13 protein-coding genes are annotated in these 15,544 nt (G+C 33.9%); 12 read left to right on the top strand and 1 reads right to left on the bottom strand.

What is annotated here, in order from left to right:
• Window positions 1-139 precede the first annotated feature (139 nt).
• The 3 genes from DOS84_RS15440 to ctlX all read left to right on the top strand — a co-directional run bounded on the left by DOS84_RS15440 (window position 140) and on the right by ctlX (window position 3,405).
• A complete protein-coding gene (locus DOS84_RS15440) occupies window positions 140-1,414 on the top strand; it encodes a citrate synthase (protein WP_111411018.1) in 1,275 nt (424 codons plus the stop codon).
• A gap of 72 nt (window positions 1,415-1,486) precedes the next feature.
• Window positions 1,487-2,401 carry a dimethylarginine dimethylaminohydrolase family protein gene (locus DOS84_RS15435; RefSeq protein ID WP_111411073.1) on the top strand — a complete coding sequence of 305 codons (915 nt, stop codon included), beginning with the start codon at window positions 1,487-1,489 and terminating at the stop codon, window positions 2,399-2,401.
• A gap of 68 nt (window positions 2,402-2,469) precedes the next feature.
• Entirely contained in the window at window positions 2,470-3,405 is a 936-nt protein-coding gene (ctlX, locus tag DOS84_RS15430) for a citrulline utilization hydrolase CtlX (protein WP_111411017.1), read from the top strand.
• A gap of 83 nt (window positions 3,406-3,488) precedes the next feature.
• On the opposite strand, the gene DOS84_RS15425 is transcribed toward ctlX, so the two are convergent.
• Complete coding sequence (locus tag DOS84_RS15425) at window positions 3,489-4,118, bottom strand: MarC family NAAT transporter (RefSeq protein WP_111411016.1); 630 nt, start codon at window positions 4,116-4,118, stop codon at window positions 3,489-3,491.
• A 211-nt stretch (window positions 4,119-4,329) separates the two neighbouring features.
• On the opposite strand from DOS84_RS15425, the gene DOS84_RS15420 reads away from it, so the two are divergent.
• From DOS84_RS15420 to DOS84_RS15375, 9 genes are all read left to right on the top strand, one after another.
• Window positions 4,330-4,698: a CoA-binding protein gene (locus DOS84_RS15420; protein WP_111411015.1), complete on the top strand. Its 369-nt coding sequence runs from the start codon at window positions 4,330-4,332 to the stop codon at window positions 4,696-4,698.
• Between the two features lie 271 nt (window positions 4,699-4,969).
• Entirely contained in the window at window positions 4,970-5,590 is a 621-nt protein-coding gene (gene recR, locus DOS84_RS15415; protein ID WP_111411014.1) for a recombination mediator RecR, read from the top strand.
• Window positions 5,591-5,658: 68 nt separating this feature from the next.
• Entirely contained in the window at window positions 5,659-6,450 is a 792-nt protein-coding gene (locus tag DOS84_RS15410; protein ID WP_111411013.1) for a polysaccharide biosynthesis/export family protein, read from the top strand.
• A 15-nt stretch (window positions 6,451-6,465) separates the two neighbouring features.
• Window positions 6,466-8,916, top strand: coding sequence for a polysaccharide biosynthesis tyrosine autokinase (locus DOS84_RS15405; protein ID WP_111411012.1), 2,451 nt, complete (start codon window positions 6,466-6,468; stop codon window positions 8,914-8,916).
• Between the two features lie 27 nt (window positions 8,917-8,943).
• Window positions 8,944-9,930 carry an SDR family oxidoreductase gene (locus tag DOS84_RS15400; RefSeq protein ID WP_243636387.1) on the top strand — a complete coding sequence of 329 codons (987 nt, stop codon included), beginning with the start codon at window positions 8,944-8,946 and terminating at the stop codon, window positions 9,928-9,930.
• A gap of 67 nt (window positions 9,931-9,997) precedes the next feature.
• A complete protein-coding gene (locus DOS84_RS15395; RefSeq protein WP_111411011.1) occupies window positions 9,998-11,389 on the top strand; it encodes a UDP-glucose 6-dehydrogenase in 1,392 nt (463 codons plus the stop codon).
• A gap of 1,010 nt (window positions 11,390-12,399) precedes the next feature.
• Window positions 12,400-13,683, top strand: a complete 1,284-nt coding sequence (locus tag DOS84_RS15385; protein ID WP_165830455.1) for a nucleotide sugar dehydrogenase — start codon at window positions 12,400-12,402, stop codon at window positions 13,681-13,683.
• 165 nt (window positions 13,684-13,848) lie between these two features.
• Window positions 13,849-14,895, top strand: coding sequence for a dTDP-glucose 4,6-dehydratase (rfbB, locus tag DOS84_RS15380; protein WP_111411009.1), 1,047 nt, complete (start codon window positions 13,849-13,851; stop codon window positions 14,893-14,895).
• A 60-nt stretch (window positions 14,896-14,955) separates the two neighbouring features.
• Complete coding sequence (locus DOS84_RS15375) at window positions 14,956-15,420, top strand: UpxY family transcription antiterminator (protein ID WP_111411008.1); 465 nt, start codon at window positions 14,956-14,958, stop codon at window positions 15,418-15,420.
• The last annotated feature ends 124 nt before the right edge of the window (window positions 15,421-15,544 follow it).

Below are 15,544 nucleotides of genomic sequence, written 5' to 3'. Positions count from 1 at the left end.
AGTAATTGAGCCATTCGTCTATGATGAATGGCTTTTTTATTGAATTTTTAACAAATTCAATGTTCAATTAGTTTTTAATTTAATGTGGAATTCCTTAGATTTGGTAAATTATAAATTAAATTATATTTCATAAAAAAATATGTCAAAAATAGCAATATTAGAAATTGATGGTAATAAATTTGAGCTTCCCGTAATTGTAGGAAGTGAGAATGAAGCTGCTGTTGATATTAGTAAATTACGAGATATGTCAGGCGTAATTACCCTTGATCCAGGGTATAAAAATTCTGGTTCTTGTAAAAGTGAGATTACCTTTTTGGATGGTGAACTTGGAATTTTGCGTTATAGAGGGTATTCGATTGAGGAATTAGCTGAAAAATCTCATTTTTTAGAAGTTTCATATTTAATAATTTTTGGAGAATTGCCTTCCACAGAAAGATTGGAGCAATTTGAAAATGACATTCGAAAATTCACTTTAGTGAGTGAAGAAATGAAGATTATTTTGGATGGTTTTCCAAGAACAGCTCACCCTATGGGAGTGCTGTCTGCTTTGACAAGTGCTTTGACTGCTTTTAATCCTAAGTCTGTAGATGCGGATAACGAAAAAGACATGTATGATGCAGTTTGTAAAACTATTGCTAAATTTTTAGTTATTGCTACCTGGACTTATAGAAAAAGTATGGGATATCCTTTGAATTATTATGATAATACAATTGGGTATGTTGAGAATTTTATGAATTTGATGTTTAAATTGCCTACCGGGCCATATACTGCTGATCCAATTGTTATTGACGCATTAGATAAATTATTTATTCTTCATGCGGATCACGAACAAAACTGCTCTACTTCAACAGTAAGAATGGTTGGTTCGTCACATGCTGGTCTTTTTGCGTCTATTTCAGCGGGAGTGTCTGCTTTATGGGGACCATTGCATGGTGGTGCAAACCAAGCTGTCCTAGAAATGTTAGAAGAAATTCATGCTACAGGAGGCGATGCTGAGAAATATTTAGCAAAAGCGAAAGACAAAAACGATCCTTTTAGATTGATGGGTTTTGGACATAGAGTTTATAAAAACTTCGATCCAAGAGCAAAAATAATCAAGAAAGCAGCTGATGAAGTACTTGCAACTTTGGGAGTGAATGATCCTATTCTTGAAATCGCTAAAAAATTAGAAGTTTCTGCATTGGAAGATGAATATTTCAAATCTAGAAATTTATACCCTAATGTTGATTTTTATTCTGGAATTATTTATAGAGCTTTAGGTATTCCTACTGATATGTTTACAGTATTGTTTGCAATTGGTAGATTGCCAGGTTGGATTGCTCAATGGAAAGAAATGAGAGAAAATAAAGAACCAATAGGAAGACCAAGACAGATATATACTGGGTATCCTTTGAGAGAATATGTTAAATCATAAATCTTAAATAGATTATTAAGGCTTCACTTTACGGTGGAGCTTTTTTTTTTATCTTTGGCAAAAGTTATAAAAATGCTAGAATTAAACATAAAAAATGAGACCTCAAAATTGAGGCTAGTGGTGTTAGGTTCTGCTGTTAACAATGGCCCTACGCCAAAGGCGGAAGAAGCTTATGATCCTAAATCTTTAGAGCATATATTAGCGAATACCTACCCAATGGAGGCTGATATGGTTGTTGAAATGGAGGCTTTTAATTCAGTGTTTCAAAAATATGGAGTAACTGTTTTACGTCCAGAAATGATCGAAAATTACAATCAGATATTTGCAAGAGATATTGGTTTTGTAATAGACGATACTTTTGTTAAATCAAATATTTTGCCGGATCGCGAACGGGAATTGGATGCCATTCAATATGTAATTGATCAAATGAATCCTGTAAAAGTAGTTCGTCCTCCCGCTGAAGTTCACATTGAGGGAGGTGATGTAATGCTTTGGAATGATTATATTTTTGTTGGAACTTACAAGGGGAGCGATTATGCAAGTTATGTAACGGCCAGAACGAATTGGCAAGGTGTGAAATTTATAAAAGAATTGTTCCCAAATAAAATTGTAAAAGATTTTGATTTGGTTAAATCAAAAATTGAAGCCCGCGATAATGCTTTGCATCTTGACTGTTGCTTTCAACCAGTAGGAAATGATAAAGGAATTATTTACAAAAGAGGGTTTAGGGAAGAGGCAGATTATATGTTTCTAGTAAACCTTTTTGGAAAAGAAAACTTGTTTCATATTACACGCGATGAAATGTATAATATGAATTCCAATGTATTTTCGATAGACACAAATGTAGTTGTTTCTGAAAAGAATTTTACAAGATTAAATAATTGGCTAAGAGCTAATGGGTTTACAGTGGAGGAAATTCCATATGCCGAAATTGCAAAGCAAGAAGGGTTATTGAGATGTTCTACTTTGCCATTAATTAGAGATTAACAATTCGTTTTGAGTTTTATTGTTTAACTTTAGACAATAGATCCTTTTAATGATAATACCATAAAAATATGAAACAAACAACAAACTCCATTTTGATGATTCGGCCTGTTGCATTCCGTATGAATGAGCAAACGGCGGTTAATAATTATTATCAAAAAGTTTTAGACGGTCTTTTGCCAGCAACAGTAAATGCAAAAGCGCAACAGGAATTTGATGTTTTTGTTGAAAAACTTCGTTCGGTTGGGGTCGATGTAACGGTGGTTGATGACAAAGAAAGTTCGGATACGCCTGACAGTATCTTTCCAAATAATTGGATTTCTTTTCATGAGAACGGGGACGTGGCGTTATATCCTATGTTTGCAGAGAATCGTCGTCTGGAACGTCGTGAAGATATTTTGGATACTTTGGAAGATAAAGGATTTATAATCGATAACATTATGGATTATACTTCTGCCGAAGAAGATGGTTTTTTCCTGGAAGGAACGGGAAGTTTAGTTTTAGATAGGGAGAATGGGAAGGCCTATTGTGCACTTTCTCCAAGAGCAGATGAAGAGTTGTTCATTGAGTTTTGCGAAGATTTTGAATTTACACCTGTTATTTTTGAAGCCTTTCATACTGTTAACAACGAACGAAAGCTGATTTATCACACTAATGTAATGATGTGTATTGGAGAGACCTTTGCTGTTATTTGTGCCGATTGTATCGATGATAAAAAAGAGCGAAAAATGGTTCTTGAAAGCCTTAAAGGTGATGAAAAAGAAATCATTTTGATTACCGAAGAGCAAGTGAATAATTTTGCAGGAAATATGCTTGAAGTAAAAGGTGTTGATGATAGAAGGTATTTGGTAATGAGTGCTTCGGCGCATCAAAGTTTGACTAAAAAACAAATTGCTCAATTAGAAGAACATGTAACAATTTTGAGTTCAAGTTTGGATACTATTGAAGCTTGCGGTGGTGGAAGTGCCCGCTGTATGATGGCGGAAATTTTCTTGCCAAGAGAATAAAAGGTGAATTTTTAAAATAAAAAAACAAATTCCAATTACTCACGACGATTGGAATTTGTTTTTTTTATTGCTAATTTTTAGGATTACATCAAATTACTTTTGATGATATTGATAAGGGCACTTACAATGTATTGAATACCAATTGCAATAACTATAAAGCCTACAATTCTTGAAATTGCTACTATCCCAGATGCGCCAAGTATTTGGGCTAGATAATGTGCACTTCTCAGAATAATAAAAATTGCAATCGCAATTGCTAATATGGCTATTGAGGCAATTATAAGTTCGTTGGTGGAATTATGTTCTTGGTAAAATGCAATTAATAGAGAAATTGAACCAGGGCCGGCAAGCATTGGAATAGCCAGTGGTGTCAAAGCAATGTCATTTCGTTTTTGAGCATCGGTTTCTATCTTTTTGTTGATACCTCGTTTTTTATTAAATTTTCCCGATAGTAAGGAGAAGCCTGAGCTCACAATGATCAGGCCCCCGGCAATTCGCAGGGAATCAATGCTAATGCCAAAAAAACTCAAAACATATTTTCCAATAAAAAACGAAATGATAAGAATTAAAAATACATTTATGGAAGTCCATAATGAAATTCTTGAACATTCTTGTTTGGAGTCGCCTTGCGTTAGACCTACAAAGATTGGTACTGTTCCTATTGGATTTAATACAGAAAATAAAGCAACAAATAAGTAAATAAATAAATCCATCCAGTTTTGGTTTTTTGATTGTAAAATTACGAATTTATGTATAAATAAGTTTAAACAAGAGTTATGTAATTGTTTATTTCAATAAATGAAAGAGTTAATTGCAGAATTAGTTAAAAGGTACTTTGATTAATGGCTATTAATATGTTTGTGACAACTATTTAGTTAGTGCTTACTCCTTTTTGATTACTTTTGCATCTTATATTGATTTAAAATGACAAAAAATAAAAAAACCTTAGTTCTTGGAGCTACAACAAAACCAGACAGGGCTGCATTCAAAGCTGTTGAAATGTTGGTTGCTAAAGGACATTCAGTTCTTGCATTAGGACAAAATGCTGGAGAAGTGGCTGGAATTAAAATAAATACCAAAGCAATTCCAGTTAAAAATATTGATACCATTTCGTTATATATAAATCCAATGCGTCAAAGGGATTATTATAATTATATTGTTGATGCCAAGCCTAAACGTGTTTTGTTTAACCCAGGAACTGAAAACCCAGAGTTTTATCAATTGCTGGAATTGAATAATATAAAATATGAAGCAGCCTGCACATTGGTTCTGCTGACATTAAATAAATATTAATGTTTTAGGATCTATTTAGTTCGTGAGTTTGCTTCGCTAGTTTTCGGCTGTCTGTTATATCCACGCAAAAAAAAGTGGGATGCCGATTCAATATGGGATAAGCCATATCAATACACAATTTTAACTGAAACGATTTGATTTTTTGAAAGTATTAGGTATTTGCTTTGTGTAAAAAAGAGATGGCTTCCTTTATTTTAAAACTGAAATACAGTATTTAAAATAGATTCAATTTTCTAAATGGCAGTTTGTCAAATTGCTTACTTTTGTATTCATGGAATTTTCTTCAAAACTAATAGAAAAAGCAGTTAATGAAATGGCTCAATTGCCAGGAATTGGCAAAAGAACCGCCTTGCGATTGGTTCTGCATATTTTAAAGCAACCCAAAGAGCAGGCTGCTTTTTTAGCTCAAGCATTAGTCACAATGCGTGAGGAAATTAAATATTGCAATAGCTGCCATAATATATCAGATAGTGAAGTTTGTGAGATTTGTGCCAATCCAGGTAGAAATCATCAGATTATTTGTGTTGTCGAGGATATACGAGATGTGATGGCAATCGAAAATACGGGGCAATTTAGAGGTATCTATCATGTTTTAGGAGGCAAAATTTCACCTATTGATGGAGTTGGGCCTAGTCAGCTTACTATTTCTAAGTTGGTAGAGAAAGTCAAGTTAGGTCAAGTCAAAGAGATAATATTTGCTTTGAGCTCAACAATGGAAGGAGATACCACGAATTTTTATATCTACAAACAGATAGCAGATTTGCCAATAGTGGTTTCAACAATCGCAAGAGGAATTGCTGTTGGAGATGAATTGGAATACGCAGATGAAGTTACTCTAGGGCGAAGTATACTGCAAAGGGTGCCTTTTGAAAAATCATTAAAAAACAATTAAAGGTTTATTAAGCATGATGCTTTTTTAATACTAATTGAAAAACTATATTTGTTACTAAATTAACACGAATGAACAAACGTTTACTCCTTATTTTTTTAATTATAGGTATGTTATTTGCATCCTGTATTCCTGTAAAGGATTTGGTTTATCTGCAAAAAAAGGATAATTCTTCCAATGAAGGACCAGTCGTAATGGTGGAATCAAAACCGTATCGTTTGCAAACCCACGATGTATTAAGTATCACTATCAAAGCCTCAGATCCAAAACTAGTAACTATTTTTAATCCGACTGCGAATGGTTCTGAAACAGATCAATCAGAGTCTGGTTTGTATTTTGATGGTTTCACTGTAGACGATCATGGAAATATTCGAATCCCGGTTTTAGGAGAGATGAATGTTATGGGATTTACTTTAGAAGAAGTACGTGTTAGTGTTGAAAAAAGATTATTGGCAGAATATTTTAAAGATAATGCCAGTATTTTTGTAGTGGTAAAATTAGCTGGTTTTCGATATACTATTAATGGAGAAGTTGGTAGTATGGGGACCAAAACTTTGTTTCAGGAAAAAGTAAATATAATGGAGGCTATTGCCAATGCTGGGGATATAACCACAACTGGGGATAGAAAATCTGTAACTGTTATTAGGCAAACTCCGAATGGAACCGAGATGAAGGATTTGGATTTAACGAATATTAATGTGATGAATTCACCTTATTATTTTTTGCAGCCTAACGATTATATTTATGTAAAACCACTTAAACAAAAAACGTGGGGAACCGGGAGTACTGGAATTCAATCTTTGACAACTCTTATTACATTATTGTCTTTAGTTAGTACCACTTATTTGTTGCTTAAAAAATAAAATCAATTTTCCAATATGTTAGATATTAAAGATTTTTCGGTTTTTGAAAATCAGCCCAGTTTTGATTTTAAGGGTTTTTTAATAAAGATATTAAGTTATTGGAAATGGTTTTTGCTATCTGTAGTTGTGGCATTAATGATTGCGTATCAGGTTAATATACGCAAAGAGAAAATTTACGGAATCGAAACTCTAATTTCGGTTAAGGAAGAAACCAATCCGCTTTTTACATCCAGTACCAACTTGGTTTTTAATTGGGGAGGTGCTTCTGATCAAATGCAGACTATCTCGACCACTTTGCAGTCCCGCTCGCACAATGAGTTGGTGGTTGATAAATTACAATTCTATATTGATTATTTGGTGCAAGGAGAGTATAATCTTGTAGATGCATACGGAGCTGTTCCGTTTCATTTTGATATTGATGAAAAGCAGGGTCAAGTAGCAGGAAATCTGATAGGAATTAAATTTATTACTGAAAATGAATATGAAATAAGAATTCCTTTTGAAAGAACATCTGTTTCACTTATTCATTATTCTGATAATAGTTATAGTAACACGTCAGTTGTAGAAGGAGAATTTGTAAAAAAATACAAAGTTGGACAAAAAGTATCTTTGCCTTTTTTGAATTGGACATTGCAAATAAATGACAATCCAGGTTTGTACAAGGGGAATGAATACTTTGTGCGATTCAATGACTTTGACGGCACAGTTGCAAATTATAGAAACATTAATGTAAAAACAGATGACAAAGGAAGTTCTATAATTACTTTGGGAATGCAAGGTACTAATAAAGCCCGAATGGTCGATTATCTGAATTCGACTGTAAATATGCTGATTAAAAGACAGCTAGATAGTAAAAATCAATTTGCAACAAACACTATTAATTTTATTGATAGCACACTTGTTGCTATGGAATCTCAACTCAAACAGACGGGTGATGAGTTAAAATCTTTTAGAAAAGATAAAAATATTTATGATGTTGAAGAAGGAGGGGCGGCTAAATTTTCAGATAAAATTCTTAATTTCGACGTAGAAAAAGACGCTGTAAAACGAAAAATAGCTTATTATAATTCGTTAAGATCTTATTTAAGAAACAGTGTTGATTATTCAAAATTGCCTGCACCTTCCGTGGCAGGAATTGAAGATCCTAATATTGCAGTCAATGTGTCCAAATTAATAGCTCTTTCTACTCAGCGATCGGAGATGGCTTATGCTGTGAAAAGTGAAAAAATATTTCGGGATTTTGATAATCAAATGGAAGCGGTTAAAAACGTTTTATTGGAAAATATTACTACTGCAAAAACTTCTTTGGACTATGATTTGGCAATGGTGGAGAGTAAAATGAATGAAGCTGAAAGTAAGATAAAGCGTCTGCCAGATGATCAGCAAGAATTGATAAAAATCAAAAGAAAATACGACTTAAATGATAATATCTACAGTACTTTTCTTCAAAAAAGGAGTGAAGCTGATATCGTAAAAGCAGCCAATCTGTCTGATATTCATTTTATAGATTCGGCTAAAGATATTGGAGGAGGTCTAATAGGACCTAAGACAGGGGTGAATTACATATTGGCCTTATTTATTGGGTTCTTACTGCCTTTGTTAGTTATCGTTGTAATTTTCTTTATCAATAACACCATTCAAAACCCGGATGATATAAGTAAGTTAACTAGTATTCCGTTGATTGGTATAGTTGGAGTTAATACTGATAATAATGATTTGGCCGTATTCGAAAAGCCAAAATCAGCCTTGTCAGAGTCCTTTAGAGCCATTCGTTCTTCTCTTCAGTTTTTGTACAAGAAGAGTAATGTCGCTGGGGCAAAAACATTAATGATAACGTCTTCGGTGAGTGGTGAAGGAAAAACATTTTGTTCCATAAACATTGCTACGGTTTTTGCTTTAAGCGGAAAAAAGACAGTGATTGTTGGTTTGGATTTAAGAAAACCAAAATTGTTTGAGGAATTTAATTTGAGCAATACATCGGGAGTTGTCAATTATTTGATTAAACAGAAAAGTTTGGATGAAATTGTAAATCATACTTCAGTTCCTTTTTTAGATGTAATATTTTCAGGGCCTATACCTCCCAATCCTTCGGAGCTGATTATGAGTGACGGAATGAAAGAATTGATAGAAGAACTAAAAACTAAATACGATTACATTATTTTGGATACGCCACCGGTTGGTTTGGTTGCTGATTCTCTTGAGCTGGCGCAATATTGTGATGTTACTTTATATATGGTAAGACAAAATTTCACTAAAAAAGAAATGATAACTTTGCTGAATAATAGGGTAAATCGAGGAGAACTGCATAATACGAGCATTATTTTGAATGGTTTTGAAAATAAAGCCAAATATGGTGGTGGTTATGGATACGGGTATGGTTATGGAAGCGGAAATTATTCAAGCGGCTATCATGAGGGCGAAAAGAAAAAAAGTATTATTGATAGAATTGGAAGAAAGAAATCATGACTACTTCTATTTTAAAATGAATTAAAAATGACTGGAAATAACATGAAAAAAGTCCTAATTACGGGAGGAGCTGGATTTATTGGATCTAATTTATGTGAGTATTTTTTATCCAAAGAATACAAAGTGGTTTGTTTGGATAATTTTGCTACTGGTCATCGTCATAATTTGAAGGATTTTGTAAACAATGATAATTTTAGTTTGATCGAAGGAGATATACGAAATTTAGAAATATGTCAAGAAGCGGTAGAAGGAGTAGATTATGTATTGCATCAAGCTGCATTGGGTTCCGTACCCAGATCGATAAATGATCCAATTACCACAAATGATGTGAATGTTTCCGGTTTTTTGAATATGTTAGTAGCGGCAAGAGATGCACATGTTAAGCGTTTTGTATATGCTGCCAGTTCTTCAACTTATGGGGATTCGGTGGGGTTGCCAAAAGTAGAAGATGTAATTGGGAAACCACTTTCTCCTTACGCCATCACAAAATATGTAAATGAGATGTATGCCGAAATTTTCAGCAGAACTTATGGATTGGAAACTATTGGTTTGCGTTATTTTAATGTTTTTGGTAGAAAGCAAGATCCTAATGGGGCCTACGCAGCAGTTATTCCAAAGTTTGTTATGCAATTAATGCAGCACCAAAGTCCAAAAATAAATGGGGATGGAAATTATTCAAGGGATTTTACATATATCGATAATGTAATCCAGATGAATGAATTGGCGATGACTGTCGAAGATCAAAAAGCAGTAAATACCGTTTATAATACCGCTTATGGAGATCGCAATACATTAAATGATTTGGTTGGTTACTTAAAAACTTTTTTGGCAGAATATGATCCAAAGATTGCTGATGTAGCAATTGAATATGGTCCAAACAGGGTGGGAGATATTCCTCATTCATTAGCCAGTATAGCTAAAGCGAAAGCAATTTTGGGCTATAATCCAAAATTTTCCTTGCAAGAAGGACTGAAGGAAGCTGTAGGTTGGTATTGGGAGAATCTTAGTAGATAAAAGATTTCAGAAAGCAGGATTGAGAAAGTAGAACAGAGAAAGCAGAATAGAGAAAAAGAACAGTAATATGAAAATTACGAAAATTTGTTGCATCGGGGCAGGATACGTTGGAGGGCCAACCATGGCCGTTATAGCACAAAATTGTCCTCACATTCAAGTTACGGTTGTCGATTTGAATACAGAAAGAATTTTAGCATGGAATGATGAAAATACAGATAATATTCCAATTTATGAGCCTGGTTTGGATGCTATTGTTGCTGAAGCCAGGGGGAGAAACTTATTTTTTTCCACTGAAGTGGATAAGGCAATAGACGAAGCTCAAATTATTTTTATATCGGTAAATACGCCTACAAAAACCTATGGAAAAGGAAAAGGTATGGCTGCTGATTTGAAATATATTGAATTGTGTGCCAGACAAATTGCAAAAGTTGCAAAAGACGATAAGATTGTTGTTGAGAAGTCAACACTCCCAGTACGAACAGCCGAGGCTATTAAAAGTATTCTTGACTCTACCGGGAATGGGGTGCAGTTTCAGATTCTGTCAAATCCAGAATTTTTAGCCGAAGGTACTGCAGTTCAGGATTTATTAAATCCAGACCGTATTTTAATAGGAGGAGACACCACAGAAGAAGGACAAAAAGCAATCCAAGCTTTGGTTGATGTTTATTCGAATTGGGTAAGTCCAGAAAAAATATTGACCACAAATGTTTGGTCATCAGAGCTGTCAAAGTTAACGGCAAATGCTTTTTTGGCTCAACGAATTTCCTCCATTAATGCAATGTCTGAACTTTGTGAAAAAACAGGTGCCGATGTCAATGAAGTTGCTAAAGCCATAGGAATGGATAGTCGAATTGGATCTAAATTCCTGAAAGCTTCCGTTGGATTTGGAGGTTCTTGCTTTCAAAAAGACATATTGAATTTGGTATATATTGCAAAATCATACGGATTGAATGAAGTAGCTGATTATTGGGAACAGGTGATTATTATGAATGACCATCAAAAACGTCGTTTCTCCAATAATATAGTGAAAACGCTATATAATACCGTAGCTGATAAAAAAATTGCTTTTTTGGGTTGGGCTTTCAAGAAGGATACCAATGATACAAGAGAGTCGGCTGCAATATATGTGGCAAATGATTTGATTAATGAACACGCAAATATTGCGGTATATGACCCAAAAGTTTCTCGAAAAAAGATTCTTTCAGACTTGGATTATCTTGAAACAAGATCGTCAGAGGAGAATGCAGGGAGTATTATTACTTTTGATAATCCGTATTTGTCCTGTGAAAATGCACATGCCATTGCGGTACTTACTGAGTGGGATGAATTTGTACACTATGATTGGCAAAAAATATATGATAAGATGCAAAAACCCGCTTTTGTTTTTGACGGAAGAAATATATTAAATAAAGCAGAATTAGAAAATATTGGTTTTGTTTATCAGGCTATCGGTTCGTAATAGTCTTGTTATGGTGAATGATGGATGCTAAATGGGGAAGTAATTTGTTTGTGGCTAAATTGCAGATGAAATTCCTGATTAAAAAAATGAATCAAATTTAACGAACAAAATTTTCATAAAAAAAAGGGCTAATTTTATAAAGTTAGCCCTTTTTTATGCTTGATTAGGTTTGAAAAATGGTTTTCAATTATATAGATAATGTTTAGTAAATTTCTTTGAAAGCGGGAAGACCGACAAGAAAACAGCTTTATTCTTCAATTTAGAGACTTAGGGGTGAAAAAAGAACTTCACTTAATAGTATTCACTCGGTGTATGAGGGACTCCCTTTTACGAACACGATATTCTCCCCAGTTGAGGGGATAAGTTTTTTTTGTTTGTAAGGCTTTTGCTTTTTTATTAAATAAATTGATTCGTTTGCTATGATGATGCCGGTTTTCGATCTGTTACTGCTTTATTATTAAGTGGTTGTTGTTTTATGAACTACTTGCTGAACTAGTGTTTTTTTTAGAGTAATTGACTAGAGATTTTTCCCTTACATGTTACCCGATTATACAACGTAAAACATGCTCTAGCTAAAGGCCTGAATACGAACAAAATTCCTCTATCGAAATTAATTGATGTGGTTCTTTATTCAAGTTGTCTTTAATTTTGTTTAAATACAACCTTGCCTGTCTGTTTGTTTTACCGGTAATACGTTGTACATCTTTGGGATAAATACATACCTTGATGTTGCCTGCTATCACACTACTACTTTTAATACATTATCCTGTGATTTTTCACCTTCAGTTTGGATTTTTATAAAAAGATTTTTATTGACTATTAGTTGTTTACAATTTTAGTTTATAAGAATCTTTTTTTTTGATTGGAATAGGTTTTTTGGGGTAAAATTGGAAGTTTATTTTTACTACCTTTGTCTGCTAAATTTCATTCAGAGTTAAGGTTAAATACATTACAATTCTGAAAAATTATTTTATAAATAAAACTTTCAAAACCAACAATAGTTTAAGAAATTGAATAAAGACATAAAAATTGCAGTAATAGGTTTGGGTTATGTTGGTTTGCCTTTGGCTCGATTATTTGCTACCCAATTTTCAGTTGTAGGTTTTGATATTAATACATCAAGAGTTGTAGCGTTGCAGTCGGGAACCGACAGTACGCTTGAAGTTGATGATGAAACTTTGCAAAAAGTTCTGGTTTCAAAACCAAGCGATGAAAAAGGATTGTATTGTTCTTCAAAAATAGCCGACATCGCCGATTGTAATTATTATATTGTTACAGTTCCTACTCCGGTGGACAAAAATAATCGACCCGATTTAATCCCATTGTACAAGTCCAGTGAAACTGTCGGTTCTGTTTTGAAAAAAGGAGATATCGTTATTTATGAGTCGACCGTTTATCCAGGTGTTACCGAGGAGGAATGTGTACCCGTTTTAGAAAAAGTTTCGGGATTGCAATTCAATGTCGATTTTTTTGCGGGCTATTCTCCAGAGCGTATTAATCCGGGGGATAAGGAACATACAGTAGAGAAAATTTTAAAGATAACTTCAGGATCCACACCTGAGATTGGGCAAAAAGTAAATGAATTGTACCAATCTGTTATCCTTGCGGGGACGCATCTTGCGCCTTCCATAAAAGTAGCTGAGGCCGCCAAGGTAATCGAAAATTCCCAACGTGATATTAATATTGCCTTTGTCAATGAGTTGGCCAAAATTTTTAATCTTTTAGAAATTGATACTGCTGCTGTACTTAAAGCGGCGGGTACCAAATGGAATTTTTTGCCCTTTAAGCCAGGCTTAGTTGGAGGACATTGCATAGGAGTTGATCCCTATTATTTAGCTCAAAAAGCCCAAGAAAAAGGCTATCATCCTGAAATAATTTTGGCAGGACGTCGTTTGAATGATAGTATGGGCGAATATGTGGCTTCACAAGTAGTGAAGCTAATGATCAAAAAAGGAGTGACTATTAATGGTGCCCGTTTGTTGATGCTGGGTATTACTTTCAAAGAAAATTGTCCAGATGTTCGGAATACCAAAATTGTTGATGTGATAAAGGCATTGGAAGATTATGGAATTCAAGTGACTATTTTTGATCCTTGGGCAAATCCAATGGAAGTAGAACACGAATATGGTTTAACAATTGTAAATGATGTTCCAAAGACTAGTTTTGATGCAGTAGTTTTGGGAGTGGCTCATGCCGAATTTATAAATCTTGATATCAATTCATTAAGGGAAAAATGTAGTATTCTTTATGATGTTAAAGGGGTTTTGACGGATGGAGTGGATGGAAAACTTTGAAAGAGTTATGAGTTATGAGTTGTCGATTTTGGTTTTAAAAAAGTCGAAAAAAACAATGGCAATGGCAATATCAATGTCAATTTGAAAGAAAATAGAATAAAGATAACAGTTGGCAGAATTCAGAAAGCAGTATAAAGAGAGCTGAAAAATAGAAAATATAAAAAAATGAAAAAGATACTTATTACAGGAGGGGCAGGATTTATTGGTTCACATGTCGTAAGACGATTTGTGCAGAACTATCCAGATTATAAAATATTTAACTTAGATGCCTTGACGTATGCAGGGAATTTGGAAAATATCAAAGATATTGAGAATGAACCCAATTATACTTTTGTAAAAGGAGATATTACCGATGAAAGTTTTATAAATGGATTGTTTGAAGAGAAACAATTTGACGGAGTGATCCATCTGGCAGCTGAATCCCATGTGGATCGTTCTATCGAAGATCCTCTGGCTTTCGTGAAAACCAATGTGATTGGTACAATGAATTTATTGAATGCTGCCAAAAAACAATGGATCGGAAACTTTGATGGGAAACGTTTTTATCACGTAAGTACAGATGAAGTTTACGGGTCGCTAGGAACTGAAGGCTTATTTACGGAAACTACAGCTTATGATCCTAATTCGCCATATTCGGCTTCCAAAGCGAGTTCAGATCACTTTGTGAGAGCTTATGGGGAAACATACGGATTGCCATATGTAATTACGAATTGCTCCAATAATTACGGACCTTTTCATTTTCCGGAAAAATTAATCCCATTGTTTATCAATAATATTATCAATAATAAGCCATTGCCAGTTTATGGAGATGGGAATTATACCAGAGATTGGCTGTTTGTAAAAGATCATGCTGTGGCAATAGATTTGGTTTTTCATCATGGCAAAAATCATGAAACCTACAATATTGGAGGGTTTAATGAATGGAAAAATATTGATTTGGTTACAGTGTTGTGCCAAATTATGGATCAAAAATTAGGAAGAACTTTAGGTGAATCAGCTCAATTGATTACTTACGTTAAAGACCGACCTGGTCATGATTTGCGTTATGCTATTGACGCTTCCAAAATAAATACACAGTTGGGTTGGAAACCATCGGTTACTTTTGAGGAAGGGCTGGAAATTACAATTGATTGGTATTTGAATAACCAAGATTGGTTAAATAATGTGACTTCGGGTGCTTATGCTTCTTATTATGAGAAACAGTATTCTTGATAAGAATTTTAGATTTCAGAATGCAGATTTTAGATTTTTAAGTTCAATAAGAGAAAAAATATGAACTGGTACGTAGTTTATACCAAGCCCAAGTGGGAAAAGAAAGTTGCGGAACGGTTGAATGAGATTGGGATTAAAGCCTATTGCCCTTTGATAACCAAAGAACGTCAATGGTCAGATCGTAAAAAGAAAATACAGGTGCCGTTGTTTAATTCCTATATTTTTGTTCAAGTCAATGAAAAGGATCGGAATGTCATTTTTGAAGTTACAGGTGCCATACGCTATTTATTTTGGCTGGGAAAGCCAGCCATTGTAAAAGAGAAAGAAATTGAGGCTATTCAAAATTGGTTAGATGTGCCAGATACTTTTGAAGTTATGGTAGACAAATGGCAAAAAGGAGATAAAATTGTATTGGAATCCGGACCATTTATGGCACAGTCGGCCATTGTACAGAAAGTAAAACACAATCACTATGTACTCGTTTTGGAGTCTTTGGGATGTATTCTTAAAGTGAAAATAAAATAAAATGATTGTTTTTTATACAAAGTATAATCACACCCAACAGAGTAAAGTATAAAAAAGTGATTGTTGTTTTTAATTATTTGGTGATCAGTTATTTGTGCTGTTTTTAGTTTTTAATTAAATTTTT

Source organism: Flavobacterium aquariorum (genome assembly GCF_003254745.1).
Classification (GTDB): Bacteria; Bacteroidota; Bacteroidia; order Flavobacteriales; family Flavobacteriaceae; genus Flavobacterium; species Flavobacterium aquariorum.
The sequence above is the reverse complement of the archived record's forward strand: the minus strand, read 5'-3'. Positions and strand labels throughout refer to the sequence as shown.